The sequence below is a fragment of the Domibacillus indicus genome, assembly GCF_000970685.1.
Classification (GTDB): domain Bacteria; phylum Bacillota; class Bacilli; order Bacillales; family Domibacillaceae; genus Domibacillus; species Domibacillus indicus.
This window is the reverse complement of the sequence record NZ_LAJB01000007.1, coordinates 530554-555952: the sequence shown is the minus strand read 5'-3', so window position 1 is coordinate 555952 and position 25399 is coordinate 530554. Positions and strand designations below refer to the sequence as shown.

The window sequence follows — 25399 nt, the reverse complement described above, 5'->3', positions numbered from 1 at the left end:
TTATAAAATAACAGTATTCCTGTTTTTTTATTAAGAAATTAGTAGTGGTTTTTTTGAATTAAAAAAGGAAAAATAAAAAAATATTGATTAAATGGTTAAATTGAACTATCATTGATTTATTGAATAAATATACGTACAAGTTATTATTTGGATAGGAGGGGGAGCGGCCAGCAATACTAGGCAGACAGATTGAAATCAAAAGGGAGTTTTTTTGTAAGCGGTTTCGGTTTGATTAAAAGAAAAAATAGAAAAAGACAAATTCTGCAGGGGGGTTGGGGACATGAAGATAAGTTTATTCCTAAAAATAATGACGGCCATATCGGTTATTCTTATTTTGCTGATTGGAGGCAGTGTCCTTTATTTATTCAAGAATATTGAAGAACAGTCTGAAACGCTGCAAATAAGCAAAGAATCACTAGAATTAACAATGCAGTTTCAACGTGCGACAGAATATTTAACGAATGAAGTCCGTTCCTACGCACAGTCTGGAAGCAGTACACATTATGAAAATTACTGGAATGAAGTAAATGAAACACAAACACGTGAGAATGTGATTGCCAGCATGGATCAGCTGCACATACCAGAGGAACTTTTAACAATGGTTCACAATGCGAAGGAAACATCTGACTGGCTTGTGTCAATGGATGAAGAAGCGATGCAGTCGGTTGAATCGGGAGACTTAAATAAAGCGCGTTCAGTTGTATTTGGCACAGATTATGAATTCGCGAGAGAAACCATCAGCGAGCCTCTGCAAGAATTCAGCACCGGTCTTGATGATTGGACACGCTCCATTGTAGAAGATAGAAAGCAAAAAGTGTTGGTAAGTTTCAGTATAATGACAGGGGCTGTTGTCCTATTATTTGCAGCAGTCTTTTTTATGATAATGATGCTGTTTGCGAAAATTAAACCACTGGCAAAATTAACACGTCTGGCGGAGGAGATTTCCAAGGGCCAGCTGGACGTTCCGCCGCTGAAGCTTAAATCAAAAGATGAAGTTGCAATCCTGGCAGCATCCTTCAATGATATGGCTGCTAATTTAAGAGGGATGGTATCTACCATCCATAAAGTAAGTGAAAACCTGGCGGCATCATCGAGACAATTAATTGTTAGTGAGGGTGAAACAAAGCTGACTTCAAAGGAAGTAGGTGCTTCTATCGAAGAAATTTCAGAAGGTGCTAACCAGCAGCTGAATCAGGTAGTGGAAAGTGCGGCTGCCATTAAAGAAGTATCGAATGGAGTCGGGGTTATTGTTAACACCGCAATGGCAGTAGCGGAATCATCAGAAGAAACAACGAGGAAGTCAAAAATGGGTGAAGAAAACATCCGGCAGGCTGTTCGACAAATGAAAAAAATTGAAGAGCAGGTAGGTCAGACAGCCGGTTCAATCCGTACTCTGGGAGACCGGTCTCAGGAAATTGAAAAAATAATTGATGCGATTACCGACATATCTACACAAACTAATTTACTGGCGCTTAACGCAGCGATTGAGGCAGCGCGTGCAGGAGAGCACGGACGGGGATTTGCTGTTGTGGCGGACGAAGTAAGAAAGCTGGCGGAGGAATCTAATCAGTCCGCGAACCGAATTACAAAATTGATTCAATCCATACAAAATGATACATTGTCGGCAGTGCAGCAAATGACTTCTGTTACCGAAGAAGTACAGAATGGGGTAAAAATCATAGAAAATACAGGAAGTTCTTTCCAAGAAATACTGAATTCCGCGGAGTTAGCAGCAGGACAAATCCAAGAGGTATCTGCTGTTCTTAATGAAATTTCTTTGAAAACAGACGGTATGAGCCGTTCATTCGAATCCGTGAGCGAAAGCATTCAAAATGGAGCACATAAAACAAATGAGGTTGTTGTTTTATCCGAAAGGCAGTATGAGGCTGTTGAAGAAATATCGGCAGCGGCAGAAAATCTGCAATCACTTGCCGAAGAGCTGAAAGAGCAGATTAACCGATTCGATATTTAAGCAATAACAGAACAAAAGTGAGTCTGCCGGTATCCTCCTAAGACAAGGAAGATACCAGCAGACTTTTTTAGTAGGGCTAACCTTAAATTTTATATGTTGTTAATGCAAAATATCGACTAAATTTATAAAAAATAATGTCTGAAGTTACACTTCAGACTGGAAAGTTAAAAGCGGTTTTGTCCTGAGGGCTGCCGAGAAACACGCAGCTTATATCACCAATTTTTTACCGGGTAAGGAACAAAACAACCGGCCCGACAATAAAGCAGTAGAGAGCGAAATAAATTAAGTTGCCTTTCGCCATAATATTCATGAACCATTTCAGTGAAAAATAAGTCATGACAAAAGAGCCGATAAACGCAAGCAGATAAGGAACCGCGAGTTCGTGGAGCAGGGGATCTTTTACTAGATCACTCACACTTAAAATCATCCCGCCAAAGCTGATCGGGATAAACAGCAGGAAAGAAAAACGCAGCGCTGTCTCCTGTTTCATGCCAAGTCCCATGGCCGCTACGATAGTTGCTCCAGACCGGCTGATGCCGGGAATAAGCGCTACTGCCTGGGCAAGCCCGATCAAAACTGCATCACGGAGTGTCATGTCGCCATCGTTTTTTCGGCCGCGCAGATTCCGGATTAAAAACAAAGCAATGCCGGTAATAATCAGTGTGACGGCGACAGTTTTCACACTGGACAGCTTTGCAGAAATATAGTCATCAAATAACACGCCGATGACACCAGCCGGAATGGTTGCAATGATCAAATAAACAATAAACATAAATTCCGACCGGTCAGAGGGGTTGCGGTGTTTTATGTAGCCGAGCCCGCTTGAAGCAAGGCGCATAATGTCTTCCCGATAAACAGCCAGAACAGCCAGCAGTGATGCAGAGTTGACAAGCAATTCAAAAGTGAGCCCTTCAATATTAATCCCAAAAAAGTACTGGGCCAGCTGCAAATGGCCGCTTGAAGAAACCGGAATTGGCTCGGTAAATCCTTGAAATAACCCTAAAAACAAATATTTTAGCCATAAAAAGAAGTTTTCCATTTTCATCCTCCATCTCTCTCGCTTCTGCTAGTTTAGCAAGTTAAGCAGATTTTTTCACGCCATTTCCTTTGCGTAAAAAAAGGAAATCTTTTAAAATATACTCAAAGGTCAAAAAAGGTCAAGGGGGTTCCGGAAAAATGAACATGGAGCAAATGACATACACAATGCAGGAAGCGCTGGCGGCTGCCCAGCAAAGTGCGGTGGAACGAAACCATTCGGATGTAGATACCGTACATATGCTGATGGCGCTGGCAGCGAAGGAAGACGGATTATTCACCCGTATTTTCGAACGGGCAGGCCTGCCGAAAGCAGCCATGCTCAGGTTTGTTCAGAGTGAAATGCAGTCTAAGCCCGCTGTATCGGGCAGCGCCCAGTATGGTGCGTATTTGTCCGGCGGCTTGAATACATGGTTTCAAAAAGCAGCTGACGTGCAAAAAAGCTGGGAAGATGCTTATTTGTCAGTCGAGCATATGGCAGCTGCCATCTTTTCAGCGGGAACTGCTGTAACGGAGTTTTTAAAAAAAGAAAATGTTACAGAAAGCGTAATAGTAAATGCCATTCAAGAGATAAGGGGGAGTGAGAAAGTGACAACTCAAAATCCGGAAGCAGGATATGAAGCGCTGGCGAAATACGGCCGCGATTTAGTAGAAGAGGTACGGGCCGGGAAAATTGATCCGGTAATCGGGCGTGATGATGAAATCCGCCATGTGATTCGAATTTTATCGCGAAAAACAAAAAACAATCCGGTGCTGATCGGTGAGCCGGGGACAGGGAAAACAGCTATCGTGGAAGGGCTCGCCTGGCGGATTGTCCGTAAAGATGTACCCGACGGCTTAAAAGACAAAACGATTTTCTCGCTTGATATGAGCTCGCTTATTGCCGGCGCTAAATTCCGGGGCGAGTTTGAAGAGCGGCTGAAAGCTGTTTTAAATGAAGTGAAAAAAAGCGATGGCCGCATTCTGCTGTTTATTGATGAAATTCACACCATTGTCGGCGCTGGCAAAACAGAAGGCTCAATGGATGCCGGCAATATGCTGAAACCAATGCTTGCCCGCGGTGAGCTGCACTGCATTGGCGCGACAACCCTGGATGAACATCGCCAGTATATTGAAAAAGACCCGGCATTAGAACGGCGTTTTCAGCCGGTGCTCGTTTCCGAGCCGACGATTGAGGATGCCATCTCTATTTTACGCGGTTTAAAGGAGCGCTTTGAAATTCATCATGGTGTGAATATTCATGACCGGGCACTTGTGGCGGCAGCGACTTTATCTAATCGCTATATTACCGATCGCTTTCTGCCGGATAAAGCCATCGACCTGGTTGATGAAGCATGTGCGATGATCCGGACGGAAATCGACTCCATGCCGACAGAGCTGGACGCCGTGATGCGCCGCGTCATGCAGCTTGAAATTGAAGAAGCGGCACTCCAGAAAGAAAAGGACCGGGAAAGTGCAGCGCGCCTTGAACAAATTCAAAAAGAGCTGGCGGATTTAAAAGAGCAGGCTGACGCAATGAAAGCCCAGTGGATGAGTGAGAAAGACGCAATTATGAATGTAAAAGATAAGCGGGAAGAGCTGGACAGGCTGCGCCGTGAGCTGGAAGATGCGGAAAGCCGGTATGATTTAAATCGGGCGGCTGAATTGCGCCACGGCCGAATTCCAGCTGTTGAAAAAGAACTGGGAGAATTAGAAGCATCCGCTTCGGAAGAAAAAGATGACCGCCTGCTCCGCGAAGAAGTAACCGAAGAAGAAATCGCTGCAATTGTTGCACGCTGGACAGGCATTCCAGTCACCAGGCTGGTGGAAGGTGAGCGTGAAAAGCTGCTCCGGCTTGAAGAAATCCTTCATGAACGGGTGATTGGCCAGGATGAAGCAGTATCGCTTGTCAGTGATGCGGTTCTGCGCGCACGGGCGGGCATTAAAGATCCAAACCGGCCGATTGGCTCCTTTTTATTTCTTGGCCCAACGGGAGTCGGAAAAACAGAGCTTGCCAAAACGCTCGCTGATGTGCTGTTTGACAGTGAAGAGCAGATGATCCGCCTGGATATGTCTGAATATATGGAAAAGCATTCGGTATCAAGACTTGTCGGTGCTCCTCCCGGCTATGTCGGCTATGAGGAAGGAGGACAGCTGACAGAAGCAATCCGGCGCCGGCCGTACTCGGTTGTCCTGCTTGATGAAGTAGAGAAAGCCCACCCGGATGTTTTTAATATACTGCTGCAAATGCTCGATGACGGGCGCATTACCGACTCTCAGGGGCGGATGATTGACTGTAAAAACACTGTAGTGATTATGACATCCAATATCGGCTCTTCTTATCTCTTAGAAACAGGCGGGGAAGGCGAAATTCCGGAAGAAGCGAAAAATAATGTAATGGCACAGTTGCGCGGCCATTTCCGCCCTGAATTTTTAAACCGGGTTGATGACATTGTGCTTTTTAAGCCGCTGACGCGAGAAAATTTAAAAGGAATCGCAGGAAAAGTACTTGAAGATCTGGCAAAACGCCTGCTTGACCGCGGGGTAACGCTTCATGTAACAGACGCGGCGAAAGAGAAAATCGCGGAGGAAGGATATGATCCTGTTTTTGGCGCCCGGCCGCTCAAGCGGTTTATTCAGCGGCAGATTGAAACAAAAGCCGCACGTGCCATTATTGCCGGTGATATTTTGCCGGGATCCGAAGCTGTTATTGATGTGGAAAAGGAAGAGCTGACCGTTCGCTGACCGGCTGTTATGATGCAAATTAAATGAATAAAAAAATGGGCTTCATTAAAAAGAAGCCCATTTCATTTTTTATTCATCCAATAATGCGTCTTTTTTGCCGAGATCGTATGCTTCCTGCATCACCTTCAAAAACATTTCCAAAAAAGGCTGCGCCAGTTCTGGTGAAAAGTCGATATTGGACTCTTTTAATTTCTCCTGTGCTTCAGGCAGGTGCTTCATTGCAATTTGCATAAATTCCATGTTTTTTTCCATGTTGATTCTCCTTTTTTAAACAAAACTGCATTCTATCTTACATTTTAGTAGATAGACAAAAATCGTCAAGAAAAAGCAAAACTTTTTTATGCCGGCGTGTTGATAATATGCTACTATTATGGTCAGAGTACATAAAAAATAAGAAAAGGAGGCCCCATTGTGCAGTACATTATGACATTTTTCTGGACGTTCCTTTTATCTGAGATGGTTGTATACGTTGTATCTTCTATGAATGGAGCGGCTTTTCATTTCGAAACAGGCGTTTTTCTAGCCATCGCCGTAACCATTATCCTGTTGATTCTAACAGCGCTGATTCCGAACGATCCAGTTGAAAAGCACTAAAATGAAAGCGGGTTCCCATTTGGCGGAATTCGCTTTTTTCATATTTAAAAGTTGCATTCAGCAATTTTTTTCAGTAAAATTAGTACCAAGTCATAATAATTGATATTACAAATGTGTGGGAAAGAAGGTGCGTTTTTTGAACGCTGGGATATGGGGAATGGGACGGTATATTCCGGATCAAGTTCTCACAAATGCTGATCTAGAAAAAAAGATGGATACATCGGATGAATGGATACGTACCCGCACAGGCATTGAGGAACGCCGGATTGCTGATGAGAGCGTAGGCACTGTATATATGGCTGCAAGAGCAGCAGAAAAGGCGATTCAAAACGCCGGCATAAAACCGGAAGAAATTGATTTAATTATTACCGCAACAGTAACACCTGATCATATGTTTCCGTCTGTGTCATGCGAGCTTCAACACGAAATTGGAGCAGTTAACGCAGCCGCAATGGACATTAGTGCCGCATGTGCCGGGTTTATGTACGGGGTTATCACGGGAAAACAATTTATAGAAACCGGCGCTTATAAACACATTTTGGTTATAGGAGCGGAAAAACTGTCTAAAGTGGTTGACTGGGATGACCGAAACACAGCTGTTTTGTTCGGAGATGGAGCAGGGGCAGCCGTTTTAGGACCGGTATCAGAAGGACGCGGCATTCTCTCTTTTGAATTAGGTGCAGATGGCCGTGGAGGCAAGCATTTGTATCAGGATGAACACGTAAAAATGAATGGCCGTGAAGTATTTAAATTTGCAGTCCGCCAAATGGGCGAATCGTCAGTGAATGTCATTGAAAAAGCCGGGCTGAAAAAAGAAGATGTTGATTTTCTGATGCCTCATCAGGCAAATATCCGTATTATGGAGTCAGCACGGGAGCGCCTTGGCCTTCCTCCGGAAAAAATGTCAGTGACCGTAAACCAGTTCGGCAATACATCTTCTGCCTCTATTCCACTTACCATGGTTGAGGAACTTGAAAATGGAAAGATTAAAGAAGATGATATTATTGTCATGGTCGGCTTTGGCGGAGGGTTGACATGGGGCGCCATTGCAATGAAATGGGGACGCTGATTGGAAACTAACAATGAGGTGGAGAAGATGGAAAAACGAAGAGTAGTTATTACCGGGCTCGGCATTATCTCGCCGGTTGGAAATACAGTAGAAGAAGCATGGAACAGCGTTACAGCAGGAAAAAGCGGCATCAAGCCGATGACACGCTTAAATGCAGATGATTATCCTGCCAAAGTAGCGGCTGAAATTCGTGACTTTGATCCGGAACAGTTTATGGAAAAGAAAGATGCGCGCAAAATGGATCGTTTTACTCAATTTGCCGTTGCAGCAGCGAAAATGGCAGTAGAGGATGCCAAACTTGAAATCACAGATGAGAATGCAGGGCGGATTGGCGTCTGGGTTGGTTCAGGTATTGGCGGAATGGAGACATTTGAAAGTCAGTATAAAACGTTTTTAGAACGCGGATATCGCCGGGTAAGTCCTTTTTTCGTGCCGATGATGATTCCGGATATGGCGGCAGGCCAGGTATCTATTTATCTTGGCGCAAAGGGAGTTAACTCCTGTACGGTAACTGCCTGCGCAACAGGAACGAACTCAATCGGAGACGCGTTCAAGGTCATTCAGCGCGGCGACGCAGATGCAATGATTTCAGGCGGGACAGAAGCACCTATTACGCAAATGTCGGTAGCAGGCTTTTGCGCGAATACGGCTCTGTCAACGAACCCGGACCCGGCGACAGCAAGCCGCCCGTTTGATGCAAACCGTGACGGCTTTGTAATTGGCGAGGGAGCGGGCATTGTTGTGCTGGAAGAGCTGGAGCATGCGAAAAAACGCGGCGCTCATATTTATGCGGAAATTGTCGGCTACGGGTCGACTGGAGACGCTCACCATATCACTGCGCCGGCGCCCGACGGTGAAGGCGGCGCCCGGGCGATGAAAATGGCCATTGATGATGCGGGACTTGATCCTTCAGAAATCGATTATATTAACGCGCATGGAACAAGCACACCGTATAACGATAAATTTGAAACAGCAGCAATTAAAACGGTTTTTGGTGATCATGCCGGCAAGCTTGCGGTGAGCTCGACCAAATCAATGACGGGGCATTTACTGGGAGCAGCAGGCGGAGTTGAAGCAATTTTCACGGCTCTTGCGATTGAAAACTCCCTGGTTCCCCCAACGATTAACCTTGAAAGCCCCGATCCGGAATGCGATCTTGATTATGTGCCAAATAAAGCACGCGAAACTAGAGTTCAGGCAGCTATGAGCAATTCGCTCGGATTTGGCGGGCATAATGCAACCATTGTACTAAAACAATATACGAACTAAAAAACAGGCCTCCGCCTGTTTGGGACTGCCGGCAAAGCCGGCAGTCTTTTTTTATTGAAGGAAAAATAAGCAGACGGCGGATTTACGGCTCCTGTTTAAGAAAGCAGGCAGCTTGAGAGGTTTTATCTGCTCTCTGGATTATCCGGCAGATGATTTTATTGGTCCGCAGTCTGAAACAAACGGATGTCTGTGTTTTTTTATGCTTACGCGGCATATACATAACGGACAAGCTGCAGGGGCGTGATCGAATGAAGTTTGTTCTTTTCTTAACCGGCTTTGGCCTGGCAGTATCGGGTGGAATCAGCTTTATTATGTATTTAAATCTGCTTGAAGCAGGGATGACATGGTCGGATTATTTTTTCTTTACACTGCACCGGCCGGAATGTTATTTATTTTTCCTTGGCTGGCTGCTCATGTTTTTCGGTTTCATTGAATAAAGTAACAAAAACGTGTCGATAATGAACCCATAAAACGGTAATCAAGGAGGAATTTGATGCTGTACCTTCATGACGTATGGGTGAACTGGTTCGAAGGAGAAGAAAATGGCTGTAATGTGTGTCCGTACCACGAATGGCGGAAAGATGATGGAATGATGCTGCTCGATCAAGTGCCGGTTCTTATTTTACGAAAAAATGCGATGGATTTTTTTGAACAGACGCTGTGCGAATTGCCAAAAGAACTGTTGAAAAAAGTGGAAAGCAAAGCGTTTATCCGTAAAGGAAGCAAGCGGGAAATGCTGGATTATTGTTTTATTGCTTCAGACGGGGACCGTACGATGGCAGTGGATACAAATGGATACCGTGTGCCGGTGAAAAAAAGCCGAATTATGCCGCAGCATGAATTAATCGTCCGGGAAATGGCTGACTGCCATCCGGCAGAACCTTTTTATTTTCCGGAAATCATTCAAAAAACATACAGCCTTAGCGAACCTTCGCCGGAATGGATGGCCGGGTTAACGAGGAAAGAAAGGCAGCTGAAGAATCTTCTATTAATGGCTGTAGACCAATTGATTGAATCAGATCATGAACCTGCATTAAAATACTGGCTGACGGAATGGCAGCCCGCAAAGTATGAAGTGATCCGCCAGATGGACTGGGAATCTGCCGTGAAGATGTTTAGTGAAACCATTGTGATCGGCTGGAGTCCTGCTCATGAACAATTATGTGCTCAAATGATTAAAGGCAGGCCGTTTTTTGAAAAAATGTACGAACAGGAAATGAGCATTGCTACCTGACTGACCGTTTAAATAAAATAGCACCAGTAAAAAACGTCCCGGCATAAGCCGGAACGTTTTTATTTGCGCTTGCGGCCAAGGCCCATCGCGTTTTCCATTTTTCTTAGTGTTTTGCCTGCTGTCCGGCGGGCTTTTTCTGCTCCTTCATCTAAAATACGGTCCAGTTCTTCGGAGTCAACCAGCTTATAATACCGTTCCTGGATAGGGGTCAGATGCTTAACAACTACATCTGCCACAGCCTGCTTGAATTCTCCATAGCCTTTTCCGGCAAACTGCTTTTCAAGGTCTGCGATAGAAGCCCCTTCAAGAGCTGAATAAATCGCAAGAAGGTTAGAAACCCCCGGTTTGTTTTCTTTATCGTATTTTACAACACCGTCGGAATCTGTAACCGCACTTTTGATTTTTTTCTCGATTTGTTTCGGATCATCCAAAAGAGTAATAAACGCTTTTTGATTTGGATCGGACTTGCTCATTTTTTTGGTTGGTTCCTGCAATGACATAACACGTGCGCCTTCTTTTGGAATGCGCACCTCGGGGATGGTGAATATATCATTGTATTTTCGATTAAACCGTTCAGCTAAGTCACGTGTTAATTCAAGATGCTGCTTCTGGTCCTCGCCTACCGGCACAATATCAGTTCCATAGAGCAGGATGTCTGCCGCCATTAATGGAGGATATGTTAACAATCCAGCCGACACAGCTTCCTTGCCGGCCGATTTATCTTTAAACTGTGTCATTCGTTCCAGCTCGCCGATATAAGATACGCACTGAAGCATCCATCCGGCCTGCGCATGTGCCGGCACTTCTGATTGAATAAATAAGGTTGCTTTTGATGGATCAAGTCCTACGGCTACATAAAGCGCTGCCAGGCTGCGAATGTTTTTGCGCAGTTCAAGCCGGTCCTGCTGCACGGTAATAGCGTGCTCGTCTACAATGCAAAAAAAGCAATTATAGTCTTCCTGGAGCTCTACAAATTGTCTTAAGGCACCGATATAGTTGCCCAGGGTAATCGTGCCGCTGGGCTGAATACCTGAAAAAATCGTTTTCATCATTAGTTTAAATCACTTCGCTTCATCTTTTTATGAGTTCAATTATAAATAAAACAAACTGAATATTCAAGGAGACAGGAGAGGGGAAATAAACATAAAAACACCACGAAACGAGGTTTTGGAGATGGTTTGTTTAAAATGTTGAAATATGTTTATACTATATAAGAAGGAACAAAATACAGGAATAAAAGGAGAAATGCATGAATTGGTATGAAAAATTAAATCAATATTTTCCGATTGAAGAAATGAAATCAAAAGAACAAATGGACCTTTTACTATCTGAACGCGGTGATGTGTACCATAAAGATGAGGGGCCGAATCACGTGCTTATATACGTGGAGTTTGACGGGTTTGTTTTTGTCGACTATCTTTTTGTGTCTAAGGATGCACGCGGCCAGGGCCTTGGCGGGAAATTAATAGATAAATTAAAGTCGAAAAACAAACCGGTCATCCTTGAAGTAGAACCGATACAGTACGATGACTCGGACACAGAAAAGCGGCTTCGTTTTTATGCGCGGGAAGGATTTCAGCACGCATCAAAAATCGGCTACCGCCGCCGTTCGCTGGCAACCGGCCAGGAAACAGTAATGGAAATTCTTTATTGGAGTCCGCATACAATGGATGAAGAAGCGATTTATGAAGCAATGGTAAAAACATACCGGGATATTCATAAGTATAAAGACGAGGAAGTTTACGGTGCCCCTTTTGCGCCGGTGGATAAAACGCTTTCGTTTAAGGAAAAGCCGGAGGGGGATATTCTAGAACCGTTCGAACCATGGGAAAAAGTTTAAAAAATGTGGCTTTGACGTTTAGTTGACACATTCTTCGGGTACAATGTATTTTGTAAACAACGATATTTCATGTATATAAATGAAAATGATATTCAATTGGCTGTCATTTCATGGTATAATACATAATGTAGCCGGTTGTTGAGGAGTTTCACTTACATCTGAAATCTCCATGAACGTTCAATTCCTCAAATTGACAGGTATTATATATTTTATTTAAGGAGTGTGAATGAGGAATGGTTACACTATACACGTCACCAAGCTGCACCTCTTGCCGGAAAGCCAAAGCATGGTTAGAAGAGCATGAAATCCCTTACGTGGAACGCAATATTTTTTCAGAACCATTAAGCATTGACGAAATTAAGGAAATTTTGCGTATGACGGAGGATGGAACGGACGAAATCATTTCAACGCGTTCAAAAATTTTCCAAAAATTGAATGTTGATCTTGAAACCCTTCCACTTCAAGATTTATTTGAATTGATCCGCCAGAACCCTGGCTTGCTTCGCCGTCCAATTATTATGGACGAAAAACGCCTGCAGGTTGGATATAATGAAGATGAGATTCGCCGCTTCCTGCCACGGAAAGTTCGTACATTCCAGCTGCTTGAAGCACAACGTATGGTTAATTAATTGACAAAGAAAAATTCCTGCCCGCAATGCAGGAATTTTTTTATTTTATTGTTTAATATAGCTTGAAGAATGTAAAAAATTCAGTTAAAATGTGCAGACAACGGAGTCTTTCTATTTTCATTTATATCCTGTTTATCATACAATAGAACAAAGGGATGAGGGCATTGTTTCCGCAACCCTGTGAACCCTCTAAATGGAAGGGAGAGACCGCACAATGGAAATTGAACGCATTAATGATAATACGGTAAAGTTTTTCATATCATACATTGATATAGAAGAACGGGGCTTTGACCGCGAAGAGATCTGGTATAACCGGGAGCGCAGCGAAGAACTGTTCTGGGATATGATGGAAGAAGTCCACGATGAAGAAGATTTCACAGTGGATGGGCCGCTTTGGATTCAAGTGCATGCGCTGGACAAAGGCCTGGAAATTCTTGTAACGCAGGCAAACCTGACAAAAGATGGCCAGCGCCTGGAATTGCCGTTTACAAGTGACAAAATGGATGTAAGCGGGCAAATTGAAGACCTGTTGGAAGAACATTTTGACCGTTCAGAAGAAGACGATTCACCGCTTGAGTTCGTTCTTGCTTTCCGTGACTTTGAAGATGTTATTGCTCTTAGCTGCCGCGGCGGTCTCGATCACTTAACCACTTCCTTGTACGCGCATGAGAATCACTATTACTTGTTTGTCGAGTTTAATGAGGAGCGCTTTGGGGAAGAAGAGATCGATGATGCGCTCAGCATGCTCTTAGAATATACACATGAATCACGCATGACGATCCACACACTTCAGGAATACGGCAAATGCATTATGCCCGAAAAAGTGTTTCAAACGGTTCGTCAATACTTTTCATAATCTGCATCCTCTTGAGCAATCAAGAGGATGTTTTTTTATAAAAAGGAATTTTCCTCATATTGTCGAATACTAGATTATAAGAAAGGAGGGAGTCTTTATATGCTCTCGGCGGTGAACGCACAGGGGGAATATGCTGTGCTGGCCGGGCCAGAAGCAAAACAATTAGCCATTCGGCTTAAAGCTATTCCCCATTTTTGCCCTCAATGCCGCGGCCCGGTGCTTGTGAAAGCAGGTAATATCAACATTCCCCATTTTGCCCATGTCTCTTCTTCATGCAACTCCTTCTCAGAGCCAGAATCTCCCCGGCATCTTGCCGGAAAAGCAGACTTATTTCAATGGATCAGCAAAACAGCAAAAGCAAGTATGGAAGCACGCCTGCCGGAGGGACGGCAGCGTCCTGATATTTTAACAGGAAACATTGCCGTCGAATTTCAGTGTTCAACAATTTCTGCCGCATTATTTAAGGGAAGAACAGAAAATTACACGAAGCGCGGGATCACTCCTTTTTGGATTTATGGAGGAAAGCCGATCGAAAGAAAAGGAAAATATATTAAGCTGACTTCATTTCAGCGGCTTTTTTTGCGATACCGCTTTCCATTGGGCTTTTATTTGCTTTCCTACTGTCCGGAATTAAAAGGTTTTACAATTTACGAGCAAATTATCCCTGTCACCCCCACACTTTGTACAGCCGAGCGGCGCTTTATACACATAAAAAACATGTCTTTTCCGCCTGATGCGGTTATAAAAGGAAAGCATTCTTTTTCTTTAAATGACTTTTTTGATGAAAAACGAAAATGGCTGGATCGCCAGCTTTATTTTCAGAACAACTGCCAGCATCCTTTTTTTAAAGAAATTTATGCAGCAGGCCGTAATCCTTATTTGCTTCCGGAACAAATAGGCCTGCCGGTTCGGAGCAGTATGGCAATCCGCAGCCACCCGGCAGAATGGCAGTTTTATGTTTGGGCCGAATGGCCGAAACGTTCTGCGGCGGAAACGGTCCGGCGGCGCATTAAGCTTGGCCATGTAAAAGAACAGCCGCTGCCACTTGCAAGTGGCCGGACAGCCGAAATGGCTGCAAATGAATATGAAACACTGCTTCAAATGATGGGAAATATCCGCTCAACGGATAGTACGTCAATGGTGGACAAGCTGCACAACGAAGCCTCGTTTATTCAGAAGTTCGGCGAGACCGTGGTTAACAGGCTTATTTTTTGAGGTGCGAAAGAAAGGAATATATAATAATGAAGGAGAATGGTTATAGGTAAAGGGAGGTTTTTTAATGGCAGACAATCAAGTAAAACAGCTTCCGGCTCGTTCTGAAATAGCGGAAGAATTAAAATGGCGTCTTGAAGATATTTTTGAAACGGATGATCAATGGGAGGAAGAATTTAAAGCGATTCAGGCTCTTGCCGGGGAAGCTGCTTCTTACAATGGAACGCTTGGTGAAAGTCCTGAACAAATGTATTCTTTTTTCGCATGGCAGGATTCATTGCTTGAACGAATGGGCAGGCTGTACACCTATGCGCATATGCGCTATGACGAAGATACTCAAAATGCACATTACCAGGGCATGAACGACCGGGCAAAAGTTCTTTATACACAAATTGCCGGGGCCCTGTCATTTGCGGACCCCGAAATTCTTTCGATTGATGAAGCAAAAGTGAATGAATTTGTGGCCGCTAATGAACCGCTTCAGCTGTACAAAAAAGTGCTTGATGATTTAAACAAGCAGCGGCCGCATGTTTTATCCGCTGTAGAAGAAAACCTTTTGGCCCAGGCGTCGGATGTTTTGGGATCATCAAGCGCCACATTTGGCATGCTTAATAATGCCGATTTAGAATTTCCAGTTATACAGGATGAAAACGGCGAAAGCGTGCAGATTACCCATGGCAACTATGTGCGGTTTTTAGAATCGTCTGACCGCCGGGTTCGGGAAGATGCGTTTAAAGCGGTATATGCCACATATGGAAGGTTTAAAAACACCTTTGCTTCTACGCTGTCGGGACAAATTAAAAAAGATAACTTTTCAGCAAAGGTACGAAATTACAAAAATGCCCGTGAGGCAGCCTTGTCCCGCAATCATATTCCGGAAGATGTTTATGACAATCTTGTTCAAACGATTAATAAAAATCTCCCGCTTTTGCACCGTTATATAGCATTGCGCAAAAAAGTGCTCGGCCTTGAAGAACTGCATATGTATGATTTATATACACCGCTGGTCGCGGAAGGCAAATTTGATGTTACCTATGATGAAGCAAAAGAACTGCTGCAAAAAGGCTTGCAGCCGCTTGGAAAAGAGTACAACGAGATTTTGACGAAAGGGCTCGAAAGCCGCTGGGTTGATGTTGTCGAAAACAAAGGCAAACGAAGCGGCGCGTATTCGTCAGGGGCCTATGGCACGAATCCGTATATTTTGATGAACTGGCAGGATAATGTAAATAATTTATTCACATTGGCACATGAATTCGGGCACAGCATTCACAGTCACTACACTCGCGAAAACCAGCCTTACATTTATGGCGATTACTCGATTTTCGTAGCAGAAGTAGCTTCTACATGCAACGAGTCGATTTTAAACGATTACCTGCTCAAAACAACAGAAGATGAGAAAAAACGCATTTATCTTTTGAATCATTTTCTTGAAACATTCCGCGGCACTGTGTTCCGCCAGACGATGTTTGCCGAATTTGAGCATTTAGTGCATGAAAAAGCTCAAAACGGCGAGGCGTTGACTGCGGATGGATTAAGTGCAGCTTACTATGAACTGAATAAAAAATATTTCGGTGAAGACATGGTCATCGATGAGGAAATTGCGCTGGAATGGGCACGTATTCCGCACTTTTATTACAATTACTATGTATATCAATATGCGACGGGATTAAGTGCTGCCATCGCTTTATCCTCACAAATTTTAAAAGAGGGAGAGCCGGCAGCAGAACGCTATATTAATGAATTCTTAAAAGCCGGCAGCTCGGCAGACCCGATTGAAGTATTAAAGCGGGCGGGAGTCGATATGACCAAAGCAGATGCTGTTGAAGCTGCCTGCCGGGTGTTTGAAGAATCACTGGAAGAAATGGAGAAACTTCTGGGGTAATTTGTAAGTTAACGCTGTCAAACCCATTGTTTTGACAATGTTGTGAACGGAAGGGGCATCTCTTGCAAAAAATGTGCCATACATGATACGATGATGTCGTGAAGTTGATCACAAACAAACATATACCCCTTTGTTTGACCGTGAAAAATTTCTCCCATCCCCTTTGTTCGTAAGAAAAAGCCCCGCTCTGCGGGGCTTTTTCTGTTTTAAGATTGGGCTGGAAGCAGCTTTTTAGTAAGGCTATATAAAAAAACGCCAGCAGAGACACGCTGGCGCTTTTAATGCAGGTATTCCCAGAAGGTACCGTGCTTCGTATTGATTTTTCGGACCTTCTGCTGCAGAAGCAGTTTTTTCATCTGGCAATCTGTTTGTGTATCCGTCCAGTCATAAACACGGCTTATTTCATTTGTGGCGGCAACACGAAAATACTTTATGAACTCTTCGAGAGAAGGAGGATCAAGCGGCTCCGGAATTTCTTCCAGTATTTCCTGCAGAATTTGCACGTAAATATCATACGAATACAATCCGGCAATTTTGATACCTTCATCTTCAATTCGTTCATTGAAAAAAACAATGGTTGGTGCTTCATCGACATCCATCTCACTTGTAATCGCTAAATCGCATTGAAATGCTTTTGTAGCGCCTGCTGAATAAATGTCATTTAAAAATTCACTTTTATCAAGGCCTGCTTCTTCCGCACAACGGCTTAACACCGCCAGATCGGCGATGTTTTCTTTATCTAAAAAAAGCTGTTCCTGGATCTTTCGCAGAAATTTGCTTCCCGCCCGTTTGCCCTGCAGTTCGGCAGCTTTAATTGCAATAGATGCGAGAAAAGGAGATTCAACGGCTTCCTCCATCCAGACAGACTCTTTGCAGGCAAGACCGCTTCGCTCAACAGCAAGAGGACGCTTTGAAGCATTTAATGCAGTGAGCTTGCCGGTCAGCACCTGCTTTAATTTGAAATAATGGCCATACTCAATCTGCAGCTTTCGAATGAGCGGATCAAGAGCCCAGCACTCCGGGCAAAGCGGGTCAACGAATACATATAGTTCGAGCGGCTTTTGCCGGGCAGAGCAAATCCGTTCAGGCAGTTGCATAGAATTCACAGAACATCACCCTTATCATCCGGCCGGTTTACCATATGGAAGGCCGTTTGTTTAAGTCGTTCAAAAAAGAAAGCACGCAATTCACCGGTTAAGTGCACATCATCCATTGCCGCTTCCATACACGAAAGCCAGGCGGCTGCGCGTGCAGGTGTGATTGGAAAAGGCATATGGCGTGCCCGGAGCATCGGGTGCCCGTGTTCATCTGTATATAAAGAAGGTCCACCTAAAAATTGAGTTAAAAACTGTTTTTGTTTTCGGGCCGTTTCGGTTAAATCATTGGGAAAAATCGGCGCAAGATCCGGATGCTGCGAAACGCGGCTGTAAAAAATGTCAACCAGCTCAGAAAGCTGTTTTTCGCCAATGATATCGTATGGAACATTGGATTGCTCGGCCATAAATGTGACTCCTTTTTCCTCGTAATGTACTTTTATTTTAACAAGGCTTTCAGCATAAAACAAATGATAGGATTGAAGGTATGCCTGCAGGGTGATTTTTTTTTACAAAAAAACCGGCCCTACGCATTGTAGTAGCCGGTTACTTTTTTTACATAATTCTGTGTTTCATTAAAAGGCGGGATGCCGCCGTACTTTTTTACATTGCCCGGCCCTGCATTATATGCGGCGAGCGCGAGCGAAATGTCCCCGTCAAACATATCAAGCATCTGGCGTAAATATTTCGTTCCGCCAAAAACATTCTGTTCTGGATCGGCTGAATTCTTTACACCCAGGTAGCTGGCTGTGCCGGGCATTAATTGCATCAAGCCGGATGCGCCTGCGTAGCTGACTGCATTTGGATTAAAATTTGATTCCTGCTTGATAACGGACTGAATCAGTTTTTTAGGAACATTGTATTTTTCAGCCGCGCGGGAGATAATGTCGTCGAAATCCGTTTTTGGCGCGGACAAAAGGTCAGCCCCCGCTTTTGTATAAAGAGCGGGCTGGGCGGCTGCAGTAGAAACTGCAGATGCGCCTGCCTGCACAATTTCAAGCCCCTGCATAAGTGCCTGCTGCAAAATAGAGCCGAATACATTATTCGTGCTCGCTGAAGAGGAAGATGAAAGCAAGGATGTCCCGGTTCCGGCGGCTTTGGCGACAGTTGTATTAATCATGGTGTTAAAAAAGTTTGTATCCACGTTAGTTAGTTTCCTCCATGTTGTGTAAGTGCATTATAAAAGCGGCGGATTTTATTGACAGCCGGTATATAGTCAATGCCATGTTTCGCTAAAAGCTGGTGAAATACTTTTTCTCCGGAGACATTTTTCGCTTCATACTCAATCTCATAATCTTCCTGTCCAAGGTACGTGCTATGATCAAAGACGAGCAGTCCATCTTGATAAATGATTTCTGCGCGGGAAGTTGAGAGCGTGCCAAAATGAACAAATTCTGCCGTGCCGGCACGTTTAGCAGCACGTTTTATTACATCATTAACCGGCAGCCTGCCATTTAATGAGGCCTCTGCTTCAGCTGATGCCAGCGGTACCGTTGATTCAAGCAGACCCGTGTCGGCCGGCTCTTTCAGCGTCATTTCCGCCCGGCCGTTTTTTTCGCGAATGCGCAGAGCGCACCCGGCGTCTTTTAAGGAAAAATCCGGCGTATCAAAATAATGGTTGTGCTGGACTTGGAAAGGACCCGGTTCAAAAGCTGCTGCAAGCTCATCAAACTGTGCTTTCGTAACGACACATTTAAATTCAATTTCAATCTCTTCGTTCATTTTTCCGCCTCATTTTTCCAATAGTAATCTTCTCTTATTGTATCCTGTTCGATCCGTGTTTGAAAGAGGAAAATGTGATAAAATGTTTACGAAGTTTTAAATGAACGGTTGTTGTAAAGGAGAAGTTGATAATGAGAACGAAATGGCATTTTACCAAAACAGAGTGGGCGGATAATACGCTTCGCCTGTTATCTGAAGAAAACGTAGAAGTGACGCATCTAAAGCCGGTAAATCAAGTAATTACCGATTCAGATGCTGCGGCTTTTATTTATTTAGCGGAAGCAGAGGCAGGTTATGTGTATCTGTATGTGCATGAGAGCACATGGGATGAAGTTAAAAGGGCACTGGATGGCAGCCATCCGGTTGAAGCCGTCGGGACAGATGGCACATTTGCGCTTGTGTCATTTCACGAAGAATTGAATGACCTGATCGTCAATATTGAGGGGAACAGCAATTATGGCGAGGAAATGGTACAGAAAGTCGAGCACGTTTTTTTCGCCGAACAGCGCTGATGGAGGGTATAATGGACAACTGGGATGAGTTTTTAGCGCCTTACAAGCAGGCGGTCGAGGAGTTAAAAGTAAAATTGCGCGGCATCCGCAAGCAGTTTGCGATTGAAGACGATCGTTCGCCCATTGAGTTTGTGACAGGGCGGGTTAAGCCGGTGCCAAGCATTCTGGATAAAATGGAGACGAAAAAGATTCCGAGGGACCGCATTCAGCAGGATATGCAGGATATAGCCGGTCTGCGCATGATGTGCCAATTTGTAGATGATATTAAAAATGTAGTGATGATTTTGCGAAAGCGAAAGGATTTTAAAATCATCGAGGAAAAAGACTATATTTCCTACAAAAAGCCAAGCGGCTACCGGTCCTATCATGTTATTATCGAATATCCTGTCCAAACGATCTATGGAGAAAAAAAGCTGCTGGCCGAAATTCAAATCCGGACGCTGGCAATGAACTTCTGGGCGACGATTGAGCATTCACTGAATTATAAATATAATGGTGATTTTCCGGACGAGATTCAAATACGGCTTCAGCGCGCGGCAGAAGCGGCTTTTCGGCTTGATGAAGAAATGTCGCTAATCCGCGAAGAAATCCAAGAAGCGCAGCTGTTTTTTACAAAGAAAAAAGAGTAACCAATAATCGGCAGGGGTGAGGCAGAATGAAATTTGCGATTACATCAAAAGGGGACGCCAAGTCCAATGCATTAATGCATAAAATTCGTAACTATTTGACGGATTTTAAGCTGACATATGATGAAAACGAGCCCGATATCGTTATTTCTGTTGGGGGAGACGGCACACTGCTATATGCATTTCACCGGTACAGCAGCCGTCTTGATAAAACCGCATTTGTCGGAGTACATACGGGTCATCTGGGATTTTATGCAGATTGGACGCCGGATGAAATTGAAAAGCTGGTGATCGCAATTGCACGGACGCCGTACCAGATTATTGAATATCCGCTGCTTGAGGCGATTATCCGCTATCAGGACGGCGGCAAAGAAACACGCTATCTGGCATTAAATGAATCGACGGTAAAAAGCGTGGATGGCACGCTTGTAATGGACGTGGAAATTCGTGGTGAGCAGTTTGAGCGCTTCCGGGGAGACGGCCTTTGTGTGTCGACTCCTTCCGGGAGTACTGCCTACAATAAAGCACTCGGCGGAGCGATTTTGCATCCATCCATTCGTGCGCTCCAGCTGGCGGAAATGGCCTCAATTAATAACCGTGTGTTCCGGACAGTCGGCTCACCGCTTATTTTGCCGGCCCACCATACGTGTATGCTGAAGCCGGTCAACCGACTGGACTTTTTAGTGACTATTGATCACTTAACTATTCTGCATAAAGATGTAAAATCAATCCAGTACCGGGTTGCATCGGAAAAAATTCGTTTTGCCCGCTTCCGGCCGTTCCCGTTTTGGAAAAGGGTGCATGATTCTTTTGTCAGCAGCTAAGGGCAGGCCGTTCGAGCTGCGCTGGACGGCGGAACAGGATGGTGTGCTGCTGCGTTCGTTTTTACAGGAAAAGTCGATTTCAAAACGTGCGTTAACGGATATTAAATTTACAGGCGGACTCATTGAAGTGAATGGCCGCGAAGTAAACGTGCGCTATGTTCTGTCTGCGGGCGATCTGGTGCGTGTGGTGTTTCCGCCTGAAGAGCCATCAGACGGAATAAAAGCCGAGCAGCTGGATTTACCGGTGCTGTATGAAGATGACCTGCTTATCGCCGCAGCAAAGCCGGCCGGCATGAGCACGATTCCATCGCGTGAACATCCGGACGGCTCCCTTGCGGCCGGCCTTCTCTGGCTGTATGAGGAGCGTCAAATTCAGGCAACCGCCCATATCGTAACCCGGCTTGACCGTGATACTTCCGGCATTGTTCTTGCGGCGAAAAGCCGCCACGTTCATCATCTAATGTCTGAGTTACAAAAGAAAAAAATGGTTTTCCGGCAGTATGAAGCGCTTGCGGAAGGGATTTTTGAAACGGAATCCGGAGTAATCGAAGCGCCAATTGGCCGGCGAAGAGATAGTATCATTGAGCGGACCGTATGCGAAGATGGCCAGTATGCACGCACGGGGTATCGGGTGGTGAAGCAATATGGCGGGTTTGCTCATGTGGCAGTCAAACCGGAAACAGGACGAACTCACCAGATTCGTGTTCATTTTGCCCATATAGGCCATCCGCTTGCAGGAGATGACTTATACGGAGGCAGTATAAAGCGGATCAGGCGCCAGGCTCTCCACTGCGGTTCGCTTATATTCAGCCATCCGCTGACAGGTGAGTCAATTGATATATCTATGCCGGTGCCGGACGATATGAAAAAGATAATGAACTAAAAAAGAAGCTTCCAAACAGAGTTTGGAAGCTTCTTTTTTTATCAGACCGGAATGTGTGGAGCCCAGGCAGGCGTTTTTTCAGCTGGAGGTGATGGGTTTTAAAATTGATGCGGGGAGGAGCAGGACGGGCACGGTCCATCCCTTTTTGATGAGCAGCTTGTATTTATTCAATTGAACGAAATTTCTCCGGGACAAAAGGCTGCTTGGACTCTGCCGACACAGTTTCGCATTCCGGCCAGCGAAAGCCGGTTAATTTGCCGCCAAAAACACAGCCTGTGTCGATGTTGATCGTTTTCCCGACTTTGCGAGGCTCCTTAACGGGAGTGTGGCCATATACAATATAAGCATCCCCTTTGTATTTCTTTGCCCAGTCGCGCCGGACAGGAGAGCCGTCAGGGTGCTTTTCGCCGGTAATATCTCCATACAGCACAAACGTTTTTACCCGGGAGTCCGCGCGGCCGATATAATCGGCGCGAATACCGGCGTGGGCGATTACTAGTTTATCATGATCAAGCACTTGATAAAGCGGCGAGTCTTCATACATAGATAAAAAACGTTTTCTGAGCAGGCGGTATTCATCGGCAGGCATTGAATCAAGCTCTGCCACGGTTGTTTCCAGACCATGCGTTTTCTGTACATTGTTTCCAAGAAAATACCGATACAGCTTATTGCAGTGATTTCCGGGAACATAGAGCGCCCCCTGCTCTTCAAAAAGCCGGCAGACCATGTCCATTACACGGACAGAATCAGGACCGCGGTCGGTTAAATCACCGACAAATGCTAAGTTTCGGCCATCAGGATGGATAGGAATGCCTTCGTCCCACCTATATCCAAGTGTATGTGTGAGCGTGCGAAACTCATCGAAACAGCCGTGCACATCTCCGATAATATCCAGCTTCATTCAATCGCTCCTTATTCATTTTGTCTACTGCATTAGTATAAGCGGTTTGGGGGAAATTTAAAAGTAAGGCAAAAGCCGGTACAATATCCGTTGATTTTTTTTTCATACATGATAATATTAACACTAGGTACTAATAACTTGTATAAATGGAGGAACGGATATATGTCATTTTCACTTGAAGGAAAAACATTTGTCGTAATGGGTGTTGCGAATAAACGCAGTATTGCGTGGGGAATCGCCCGTTCACTGGATGCGGCAGGAGCAAGCCTTATTTTTACATATGCAGGCGAGCGTCTTGAGAAAAATGTCCGTGACCTGGCAGCGACGCTTCAAAATCAAAACGATCCGTTCATTTTATCATGCGATGTAACAGATGACAGTGCGATTGAACAATGTTTTGAAGCAATTAAAGAAAAAGCTGGAACTATCCATGGCCTTGCTCATTGCATCGCATTTGCAAATAAAGAAGACTTGGACGGGGAATTTGTCGATACATCCCGCGACGGCTTTCTGCTTGCCCATAATATCAGTGCTTATTCGCTGACAGCCGTTGCCAAGTATGCAAAGCCGCTGATGACGGAAGGCGGCAGCATCGTCACAATGACATATTTAGGTGGCGAACGTGTAATTACAAACTATAACGTAATGGGCGTGGCAAAAGCGTCTCTTGATGCAAGCGTGCGCTATCTTGCAGCGGATCTTGGCAAGGACGGTATCCGGGTGAACTCTATTTCCGCCGGACCAATCCGTACACTGGCTGCAAAAGGAATCAGCGACTTTAACGATATGCTGTCACAAATTGAAGAGCGGGCACCGCTTCGCCGCACAACTACACAGGAAGAAGTCGGCGACACAGCTGTTTTCCTTTTCAGCAATATGTCCCGCGGCATTACCGGTGAAAACATTCATGTTGACTCGGGCTATCACATTACAGGGAACTAATTTTAAAAAACTGTCCATAATGGACAGTTTTTTTGCATATAATGGACGAAAAGCGGAGGTGCATCTATCATGAAGAAAACATCCGGTCCATTGCTTTATATTGGACAGCCACAATTGCAGCCTGTGCAGCCGGTTATGCAGAAAGTTGTAAAAGCAAGCACAGATGAGCCGCCGGTGAGCCTGGATGAAGCAAAAAAAGAAGAGCCTGCTTCGGAAGGAAGCCGGCTGAAGCCTTTTCGCGAAATGGACACGACTGAAAAAGTTATTTATCTGGCGAGGAGACGCATTCCGGTTCCGTGCCGCTTTGAGTGGAGAGAAGGAAGCGTCCGCGGCAGGATTGAAAAGTTCGATGATGCACACGTATGGGTGTTAGATGAAAAAAGCGGGGAGCTTGTTCAGCTGGCCATCGCTGAGATTCTGCATATTCGCCTTGCTGGAACATAAAAAACCGCCCCTCTTAGTGAGGCGGTTCAATTTAACGGCACACATCAAGGTCAACGTCTTTGATGCACTGCACAGCAATAAATTCATTTAAATCAACTGTGATACAGCTGCGTGTTTTCTGGAAGTTTTCTACCTGGCATACTTGCTTTAAGCTAATGCCTTCGTCACAAGCAAGATCCACCGGGTCCCGTTCATCATCAAGCGGCACTAATACGCGCAGACGCGCACAGCAGCTGTCGTATACTTCTTCTACGCGGAAGAAGATAGAAACACAGCCGGAATCACAACAATCTACTTCATCGGGATTGAAGAAAGCGAAAAATGGCTTTCCTTTTTTGGTTGTCAATGTAAAGACCCGTGTATCAGCGTTGCGGCGGCGCGGTCCATCTAAATCGCCAAGAGGTTCGGCAAAGCAGTCTTTGCAGTCTACGCAGTCGTCTTCCTGCCGTGCATCCTGAATATCACGGATCGCACGAACGACTTCACAAACACAGCTTTCCGAAGCAAGAACGTTATCGTCGCGATGCTTTTGGCATCCCATTGGGCACTCCTCCTTTAAATTCGGTACAATAATACAATATGAATTTCGTTCAAAAAGGCATGGACAATTGCCGGCATGAACGGAATTTTTTTTTTGCTTTTGCACATACTGATCGAAAATGGAGGTGCGGGCATGAAAAAAGCAGCAGGAGTTTTTTTGGCCTGTTTATTGGCAGGATGCGGACAGGAGCATGATGGAACTGTCATGATTGAGACGGCTAATCCGAACGCCGTGCAGCTGGACGGTCATCATGACAGCCTGGCGGATAACGTGAAAAAAGAAGCAGACTCGTTCGAGGAAATTTATGATACAGCTGTTGTGAAAGGAAAAGATCAGCTCCTTGTCGCTTATAAGGTACGCCACCTTGATCGGTTTCAAATGACTTCTATTGAAAAAAAGCTTAAAAAGCATATTGAAAAAATGGCGAAAGAGGAAAAAGTTGAAATTGTCGTTTCAAGCGACTATAAAATATTTCTTGAAGCTGTACGATTGAAAGAAGATATGGAAGCAGGCCACATGAATGAAAAAGAAGCGGATAAGAGACTTTCAGAAATCATTAAATTAAAAAAAGAAATGGCATAAAGGAAAGGAAGA

28 protein-coding genes are annotated in these 25399 nt (G+C 44.7%); 19 read left to right on the top strand and 9 right to left on the bottom strand.

What is annotated here, in order from left to right; all coding sequences use genetic code 11:
• Positions 1-280: 280 nt before the first annotated feature.
• The gene (locus VP98_RS18310) at positions 281-1972 is read left to right on the top strand and encodes a methyl-accepting chemotaxis protein (protein ID WP_052712214.1); all 1692 of its coding nucleotides are present in this window, start codon (positions 281-283) and stop codon (positions 1970-1972) included.
• 223 nt (positions 1973-2195) lie between these two features.
• On the opposite strand, the gene VP98_RS10915 is transcribed toward VP98_RS18310, so the two are convergent.
• Positions 2196-3011, bottom strand: a complete 816-nt coding sequence (locus tag VP98_RS10915; protein ID WP_046175385.1) for an undecaprenyl-diphosphate phosphatase — start codon at positions 3009-3011, stop codon at positions 2196-2198.
• 137 nt (positions 3012-3148) lie between these two features.
• Between VP98_RS10915 and clpB the strand changes: the two genes are divergently transcribed.
• On the top strand, positions 3149-5731 hold the full coding sequence (gene clpB, locus VP98_RS10910) for an ATP-dependent chaperone ClpB (RefSeq protein ID WP_046175384.1): 2583 nt from the start codon (positions 3149-3151) through the stop codon (positions 5729-5731).
• A gap of 69 nt (positions 5732-5800) precedes the next feature.
• On the opposite strand, the gene VP98_RS10905 is transcribed toward clpB, so the two are convergent.
• A complete protein-coding gene (locus VP98_RS10905; RefSeq protein ID WP_046175383.1) occupies positions 5801-5983 on the bottom strand; it encodes a ComZ family protein in 183 nt (60 codons plus the stop codon).
• A gap of 159 nt (positions 5984-6142) precedes the next feature.
• Between VP98_RS10905 and VP98_RS10900 the strand changes: the two genes are divergently transcribed.
• The 5 genes from VP98_RS10900 to VP98_RS10880 all read left to right on the top strand — a co-directional run bounded on the left by VP98_RS10900 (position 6143) and on the right by VP98_RS10880 (position 9897).
• Positions 6143-6325: a YjzD family protein gene (locus VP98_RS10900; RefSeq protein WP_046175382.1), complete on the top strand. Its 183-nt coding sequence runs from the start codon at positions 6143-6145 to the stop codon at positions 6323-6325.
• Between the two features lie 136 nt (positions 6326-6461).
• On the top strand, positions 6462-7394 hold the full coding sequence (locus VP98_RS10895) for a beta-ketoacyl-ACP synthase III (protein WP_046175381.1): 933 nt from the start codon (positions 6462-6464) through the stop codon (positions 7392-7394).
• 27 nt (positions 7395-7421) lie between these two features.
• Positions 7422-8663, top strand: coding sequence for a beta-ketoacyl-ACP synthase II (fabF, locus tag VP98_RS10890; protein ID WP_046175380.1), 1242 nt, complete (start codon positions 7422-7424; stop codon positions 8661-8663).
• A 248-nt stretch (positions 8664-8911) separates the two neighbouring features.
• On the top strand, positions 8912-9100 hold the full coding sequence (locus VP98_RS10885; protein ID WP_046175379.1) for a hypothetical protein: 189 nt from the start codon (positions 8912-8914) through the stop codon (positions 9098-9100).
• 56 nt (positions 9101-9156) lie between these two features.
• Positions 9157-9897 carry a DUF3603 family protein gene (locus VP98_RS10880; protein WP_046175378.1) on the top strand — a complete coding sequence of 247 codons (741 nt, stop codon included), beginning with the start codon at positions 9157-9159 and terminating at the stop codon, positions 9895-9897.
• Positions 9898-9956: 59 nt separating this feature from the next.
• Here VP98_RS10880 and trpS read toward each other — a convergent pair whose 3' ends face one another.
• A complete protein-coding gene (gene trpS, locus VP98_RS10875) occupies positions 9957-10949 on the bottom strand; it encodes a tryptophan--tRNA ligase (RefSeq protein ID WP_156151367.1) in 993 nt (330 codons plus the stop codon).
• 197 nt (positions 10950-11146) lie between these two features.
• Between trpS and VP98_RS10870 the strand changes: the two genes are divergently transcribed.
• From VP98_RS10870 to pepF, 5 genes are all read left to right on the top strand, one after another.
• Entirely contained in the window at positions 11147-11737 is a 591-nt protein-coding gene (locus VP98_RS10870) for a GNAT family N-acetyltransferase (RefSeq protein ID WP_046175377.1), read from the top strand.
• A gap of 233 nt (positions 11738-11970) precedes the next feature.
• On the top strand, positions 11971-12366 hold the full coding sequence (spxA, locus tag VP98_RS10865) for a transcriptional regulator SpxA (RefSeq protein ID WP_045850634.1): 396 nt from the start codon (positions 11971-11973) through the stop codon (positions 12364-12366).
• A gap of 214 nt (positions 12367-12580) precedes the next feature.
• Positions 12581-13222, top strand: coding sequence for an adaptor protein MecA (gene mecA / locus VP98_RS10860; protein ID WP_046175376.1), 642 nt, complete (start codon positions 12581-12583; stop codon positions 13220-13222).
• 99 nt (positions 13223-13321) lie between these two features.
• Positions 13322-14437, top strand: a complete 1116-nt coding sequence (locus VP98_RS18305) for a competence protein CoiA (protein ID WP_052712213.1) — start codon at positions 13322-13324, stop codon at positions 14435-14437.
• A gap of 64 nt (positions 14438-14501) precedes the next feature.
• Positions 14502-16316: an oligoendopeptidase F gene (gene pepF / locus VP98_RS10850; protein WP_046175375.1), complete on the top strand. Its 1815-nt coding sequence runs from the start codon at positions 14502-14504 to the stop codon at positions 16314-16316.
• 278 nt (positions 16317-16594) lie between these two features.
• On the opposite strand, the gene VP98_RS10845 is transcribed toward pepF, so the two are convergent.
• From VP98_RS10845 to VP98_RS10830, 4 genes are all read right to left on the bottom strand, one after another.
• A complete protein-coding gene (locus VP98_RS10845) occupies positions 16595-17413 on the bottom strand; it encodes a ClpXP adapter SpxH family protein (RefSeq protein ID WP_046175504.1) in 819 nt (272 codons plus the stop codon).
• A gap of 5 nt (positions 17414-17418) precedes the next feature.
• On the bottom strand, positions 17419-17817 hold the full coding sequence (locus VP98_RS10840) for a globin domain-containing protein (protein ID WP_046175374.1): 399 nt from the start codon (positions 17815-17817) through the stop codon (positions 17419-17421).
• Positions 17818-17936: 119 nt separating this feature from the next.
• Positions 17937-18554, bottom strand: a complete 618-nt coding sequence (locus VP98_RS10835; RefSeq protein WP_052712212.1) for a lytic transglycosylase domain-containing protein — start codon at positions 18552-18554, stop codon at positions 17937-17939.
• A gap of 5 nt (positions 18555-18559) precedes the next feature.
• The gene (locus VP98_RS10830) at positions 18560-19132 is read right to left on the bottom strand and encodes a CYTH domain-containing protein (RefSeq protein ID WP_046175373.1); all 573 of its coding nucleotides are present in this window, start codon (positions 19130-19132) and stop codon (positions 18560-18562) included.
• Positions 19133-19263: 131 nt separating this feature from the next.
• Here VP98_RS10830 and VP98_RS10825 point away from each other — a divergent pair, with 131 nt between their 5' ends.
• The 4 genes from VP98_RS10825 to VP98_RS10810 are packed head-to-tail and all read left to right on the top strand — an operon-like array spanning position 19264 to position 21977.
• Entirely contained in the window at positions 19264-19644 is a 381-nt protein-coding gene (locus VP98_RS10825; protein WP_046175372.1) for a UPF0738 family protein, read from the top strand.
• A gap of 11 nt (positions 19645-19655) precedes the next feature.
• Positions 19656-20273: a GTP pyrophosphokinase gene (locus tag VP98_RS10820; RefSeq protein ID WP_046175371.1), complete on the top strand. Its 618-nt coding sequence runs from the start codon at positions 19656-19658 to the stop codon at positions 20271-20273.
• A 26-nt stretch (positions 20274-20299) separates the two neighbouring features.
• Entirely contained in the window at positions 20300-21094 is a 795-nt protein-coding gene (locus VP98_RS10815) for an NAD kinase (RefSeq protein ID WP_046175370.1), read from the top strand.
• Positions 21072-21977, top strand: coding sequence for an RluA family pseudouridine synthase (locus tag VP98_RS10810; protein WP_046175369.1), 906 nt, complete (start codon positions 21072-21074; stop codon positions 21975-21977). Before VP98_RS10815 ends, VP98_RS10810 begins: the two co-directional genes overlap by 23 nt.
• A gap of 163 nt (positions 21978-22140) precedes the next feature.
• On the opposite strand, the gene prpE is transcribed toward VP98_RS10810, so the two are convergent.
• Positions 22141-22878 carry a bis(5'-nucleosyl)-tetraphosphatase PrpE gene (gene prpE / locus VP98_RS10805; protein WP_046175368.1) on the bottom strand — a complete coding sequence of 246 codons (738 nt, stop codon included), beginning with the start codon at positions 22876-22878 and terminating at the stop codon, positions 22141-22143.
• Positions 22879-23040: 162 nt separating this feature from the next.
• On the opposite strand from prpE, the gene fabI reads away from it, so the two are divergent.
• Together fabI and VP98_RS10795 are read left to right on the top strand one after the other, a co-directional pair.
• A complete protein-coding gene (fabI, locus tag VP98_RS10800; protein WP_046175367.1) occupies positions 23041-23820 on the top strand; it encodes an enoyl-ACP reductase FabI in 780 nt (259 codons plus the stop codon).
• A 69-nt stretch (positions 23821-23889) separates the two neighbouring features.
• The gene (locus VP98_RS10795; protein WP_046175366.1) at positions 23890-24264 is read left to right on the top strand and encodes a hypothetical protein; all 375 of its coding nucleotides are present in this window, start codon (positions 23890-23892) and stop codon (positions 24262-24264) included.
• 31 nt (positions 24265-24295) lie between these two features.
• Here VP98_RS10795 and VP98_RS10790 read toward each other — a convergent pair whose 3' ends face one another.
• Positions 24296-24805, bottom strand: coding sequence for a CotY/CotZ family spore coat protein (locus tag VP98_RS10790; protein WP_046175365.1), 510 nt, complete (start codon positions 24803-24805; stop codon positions 24296-24298).
• A gap of 132 nt (positions 24806-24937) precedes the next feature.
• Between VP98_RS10790 and VP98_RS10785 the strand changes: the two genes are divergently transcribed.
• On the top strand, positions 24938-25387 hold the full coding sequence (locus VP98_RS10785; RefSeq protein ID WP_046175364.1) for a YhcN/YlaJ family sporulation lipoprotein: 450 nt from the start codon (positions 24938-24940) through the stop codon (positions 25385-25387).
• Positions 25388-25399 lie beyond the last annotated feature (12 nt).

Coding starts and splice junctions, on each gene's coding strand:
- VP98_RS10815 (WP_046175370.1), top strand. CDS start 20,300: ATGAAATTTGCGATTACATCAAAAGGGGACGCCAAGTCCAATGCATTA.
- VP98_RS10830 (WP_046175373.1), bottom strand. CDS start 19,132: ATGAACGAAGAGATTGAAATTGAATTTAAATGTGTCGTTACGAAAGCA.
- VP98_RS18310 (WP_052712214.1), top strand. CDS start 281: ATGAAGATAAGTTTATTCCTAAAAATAATGACGGCCATATCGGTTATT.
- VP98_RS10840 (WP_046175374.1), bottom strand. CDS start 17,817: ATGGCCGAGCAATCCAATGTTCCATACGATATCATTGGCGAAAAACAG.
- VP98_RS10905 (WP_046175383.1), bottom strand. CDS start 5,983: ATGGAAAAAAACATGGAATTTATGCAAATTGCAATGAAGCACCTGCCT.
- VP98_RS18305 (WP_052712213.1), top strand. CDS start 13,322: ATGCTCTCGGCGGTGAACGCACAGGGGGAATATGCTGTGCTGGCCGGG.
- VP98_RS10870 (WP_046175377.1), top strand. CDS start 11,147: ATGAATTGGTATGAAAAATTAAATCAATATTTTCCGATTGAAGAAATG.
- VP98_RS10825 (WP_046175372.1), top strand. CDS start 19,264: ATGAGAACGAAATGGCATTTTACCAAAACAGAGTGGGCGGATAATACG.
- VP98_RS10845 (WP_046175504.1), bottom strand. CDS start 17,413: ATGCAACTGCCTGAACGGATTTGCTCTGCCCGGCAAAAGCCGCTCGAA.
- trpS (WP_156151367.1), bottom strand. CDS start 10,949: ATGATGAAAACGATTTTTTCAGGTATTCAGCCCAGCGGCACGATTACC.
- VP98_RS10915 (WP_046175385.1), bottom strand. CDS start 3,011: ATGGAAAACTTCTTTTTATGGCTAAAATATTTGTTTTTAGGGTTATTT.
- clpB (WP_046175384.1), top strand. CDS start 3,149: ATGAACATGGAGCAAATGACATACACAATGCAGGAAGCGCTGGCGGCT.
- VP98_RS10880 (WP_046175378.1), top strand. CDS start 9,157: ATGCTGTACCTTCATGACGTATGGGTGAACTGGTTCGAAGGAGAAGAA.
- VP98_RS10785 (WP_046175364.1), top strand. CDS start 24,938: ATGAAAAAAGCAGCAGGAGTTTTTTTGGCCTGTTTATTGGCAGGATGC.
- fabI (WP_046175367.1), top strand. CDS start 23,041: ATGTCATTTTCACTTGAAGGAAAAACATTTGTCGTAATGGGTGTTGCG.
- VP98_RS10795 (WP_046175366.1), top strand. CDS start 23,890: ATGAAGAAAACATCCGGTCCATTGCTTTATATTGGACAGCCACAATTG.
- pepF (WP_046175375.1), top strand. CDS start 14,502: ATGGCAGACAATCAAGTAAAACAGCTTCCGGCTCGTTCTGAAATAGCG.
- fabF (WP_046175380.1), top strand. CDS start 7,422: ATGGAAAAACGAAGAGTAGTTATTACCGGGCTCGGCATTATCTCGCCG.
- spxA (WP_045850634.1), top strand. CDS start 11,971: ATGGTTACACTATACACGTCACCAAGCTGCACCTCTTGCCGGAAAGCC.
- VP98_RS10820 (WP_046175371.1), top strand. CDS start 19,656: ATGGACAACTGGGATGAGTTTTTAGCGCCTTACAAGCAGGCGGTCGAG.
- mecA (WP_046175376.1), top strand. CDS start 12,581: ATGGAAATTGAACGCATTAATGATAATACGGTAAAGTTTTTCATATCA.
- VP98_RS10810 (WP_046175369.1), top strand. CDS start 21,072: ATGATTCTTTTGTCAGCAGCTAAGGGCAGGCCGTTCGAGCTGCGCTGG.
- VP98_RS10790 (WP_046175365.1), bottom strand. CDS start 24,805: ATGGGATGCCAAAAGCATCGCGACGATAACGTTCTTGCTTCGGAAAGC.
- VP98_RS10885 (WP_046175379.1), top strand. CDS start 8,912: ATGAAGTTTGTTCTTTTCTTAACCGGCTTTGGCCTGGCAGTATCGGGT.
- prpE (WP_046175368.1), bottom strand. CDS start 22,878: ATGAAGCTGGATATTATCGGAGATGTGCACGGCTGTTTCGATGAGTTT.